3 protein-coding genes and 2 pseudogenes are annotated in these 2,507 nt (G+C 32.1%); all 5 read left to right on the top strand.

What is annotated here, in order from left to right; genetic code table 11:
- Positions 1-559, top strand: a pseudogene (locus CQA53_RS12665) (hypothetical protein); the annotation flags it as partial.
- Between the two features lie 2 nt (positions 560-561).
- Positions 562-1,353, top strand: a complete 792-nt coding sequence (locus CQA53_RS10890; protein ID WP_245945905.1) for a T6SS effector amidase Tae4 family protein — start codon at positions 562-564, stop codon at positions 1,351-1,353.
- Positions 1,354-1,368: 15 nt separating this feature from the next.
- Positions 1,369-1,791, top strand: a complete 423-nt coding sequence (locus tag CQA53_RS10885) for a hypothetical protein (protein WP_115543963.1) — start codon at positions 1,369-1,371, stop codon at positions 1,789-1,791.
- Between the two features lie 173 nt (positions 1,792-1,964).
- On the top strand, positions 1,965-2,216 hold the full coding sequence (locus CQA53_RS12215; protein WP_147290044.1) for a hypothetical protein: 252 nt from the start codon (positions 1,965-1,967) through the stop codon (positions 2,214-2,216).
- A gap of 34 nt (positions 2,217-2,250) precedes the next feature.
- A pseudogene (locus CQA53_RS10880) lies at positions 2,251-2,507 on the top strand (hypothetical protein); the annotation flags it as partial.

The following is a 2,507-nucleotide window of genomic DNA, read 5'->3' as shown; positions in this document are numbered from 1 at the left end:
AAACTCACAGAATCTATCAAATATAGATTATAACGAAGTAGGACTACATGGAGATGCCCTCACACACTATATCATCACTCTCCTCACTCCAGCTAAAGCTAATAAGATAGAAATACATTTAGCTCATGGATTAGATAGTATGATAGAATCTAAAGATATAGATATAGATTCTCATATCTTAAAATGCAATATCATCAATGGAGGACATAGTGAGAGATTGTGGGGAGAGGAGGATAAAAATAGCAAAGATACAGATTCTAATGCAAACTCTAACAATACAGACAAAGATTCCAATCAAGATTCTCCTTTAGCGAATAAGCAAATACATGATATGTATTTTAGCTATGGAGAGGATTGTAAAAGGATAAAAAATAATTCCAAATGTCAAGATGATTTGAATTTACATATAATCACCAAAGATTATAAAGATGGGGAATATGTAGAAATAAATGCAAATATTAATGGTAATACCATAAGTTTAAAGGGTAGAGTTAAGGATAATGAAATTATCTTTATGAATGCTCTAAAAGACATACCAAATATTAATACAAAGGAGTAGGTATGGGTTGCAAGATTAAAATAGGTAGCATAGAAAAGGATTTAGAAATAGATCGACCAAGCTATAAGTTTTTTAAAGAGGCGTATAAGGAAATATTTGAGCTACAAGATGAGAATGGTAAGCTTATGGGTAAATTAGAAGAGGCTATTAAAAAACAACTTATAATTTATAAAATAAAGCAAGAATATGCCAAAGAAATATTAGTAGAAATCAAATCAACGCTAGATAACTTCAATCAGCATAATGTATATCCGCGATATGCAAAGGTGGGCGGTAAAGTTTTAGAAGAGTATGCCCGATTTATTATCAATGATATACAAATTCGATTAAAGTATGAAAGCGAAAGGTATCAAAACTTTGCTAATTCTTGTGCTTTGCAGGTTAGCTATGCCTTTAATAATGGGAAAATGCCGATAAAAAGCTTATGCACTCTACCTTCCAATGCACTAAGGGGTGATGATGGGCATTTGTATTACACAGGAGTTCCAAAGATAAAGGAATTATTACTAAGAAATTGGAAGCAAGTAAAGCCTTTCTCAAAAAACAATACTAAGGATTTTTATAAAGTCTTTTATACAGATAAAAATATTGCAAGGGATGAGAATAAAAAGTTTTTTGCTACCCTGCAATCATTACACCAAAATGGTATCATCACAATGGATATTGATGGTTGGAGAGATGCAGGAGGACACACGACACTTTGGGATAAAGAGATGGGAGGATTTTTAGATGAGACGAATTATCTAAATGATGAAACTATAGTCGTGCGTGAATTGTGCTTTTGGAAGATATGATTAAAAGGGGTAGAGATGAAAAAAATTATTGTTACAATGTTTATCTTATATTGTATTATAACAAATCTTTGGTCGCAATCTCTTTGTTTGAAGCCTATATTTGGATATAGTGTAGAAACAAAAATTCGGACTTTTGCAAATTTGGGTATGGCATATTGCTTGGGGGTAAAAGATAAACCAATGGGGTATAGCACTACATTTGGTAGAGATTTTGAAGCAATCGAAGAGGCTTTTGGGTGCAGAAATAAACCAAAAATAATAGATGTTAAAGTAGCATTTGAAGAGTTAAAAGAATATATGGAAATACCAACATATATACAAAATAAAGACGAGCTAGATGCAGTTTGGGTAGGATATTGTTTTTCTATATATGATAGCTCAAAATACCATGATAAAGTAAAAGAGATTTTTTATAAGTATTGCAAGGATTGTAAATGAGAAGCAATATTTTGTCCGTGAGCTTTGCTTTTGGAAGATATGATTAAAAAAAAGGGGGGTGGAAATGAAAAAATTATTGTTATGTTATTATGTGTATCTAGTTTAGTAAATGCATTTTATCTTCCATTAGCTGATAAAAAACTTATTTAAAAGACTATGGACTTTCTTATTGTTTGTGGGAAAATTTACCGACTAGAAACAAATCGCATGAAGAATGGAGCAAGGTTTATTTTGTTAGTAGCGATATAATTGGGTTTAGGCGGGATATTCGGTATTATCTTAAGATGACAGGGTTTAAAGCAATTGAAGAGCTTACACAAACCATAGATTCATATGTCTTAGAATATCTCTCAAAGCCTGAAAATCAAAAAGCACCCAACAAAACAGGGTATCGGGTGCGTATGCTAGAATGTATGCGAATGTAAGTTGGATATAATACGCTACAAATAAGGAGAAAGTATGGCTACAACCAATCCACTACTAGAATCTGACATACTCATCTGTCCTCATAATGGTATAATAAATCTTAAAAGCAATAATGGCTCACTCTTAGAGATAGAAGGTGTAGGAGTTATCACACAAAGTGATTTACTCAATGCAAGTATTATAGGTTGCACTAACAATATCGCAGGTGTTCCTACTCCTTGTTCTCTTATTTCTGTAATCCTCCCTAGTGCTAGAGCTGATAAGAAATATAATGATGATTATCCTATAAT

Source organism: Helicobacter didelphidarum (genome assembly GCF_003364195.1).
Taxonomy (GTDB): domain Bacteria; phylum Campylobacterota; class Campylobacteria; order Campylobacterales; family Helicobacteraceae; genus Helicobacter_A; species Helicobacter_A didelphidarum.
This window is presented reverse-complemented; position numbering and strand designations above follow the sequence as displayed.

Bases quoted from the DNA above. Each gene is read 5' to 3' on its own strand.
- CQA53_RS10890 (WP_245945905.1), top strand. From the start codon at position 562: ATGGGTTGCAAGATTAAAATAGGTAGCATAGAAAAGGATTTAGAAATA.
- CQA53_RS10885 (WP_115543963.1), top strand. From the start codon at position 1,369: ATGAAAAAAATTATTGTTACAATGTTTATCTTATATTGTATTATAACA.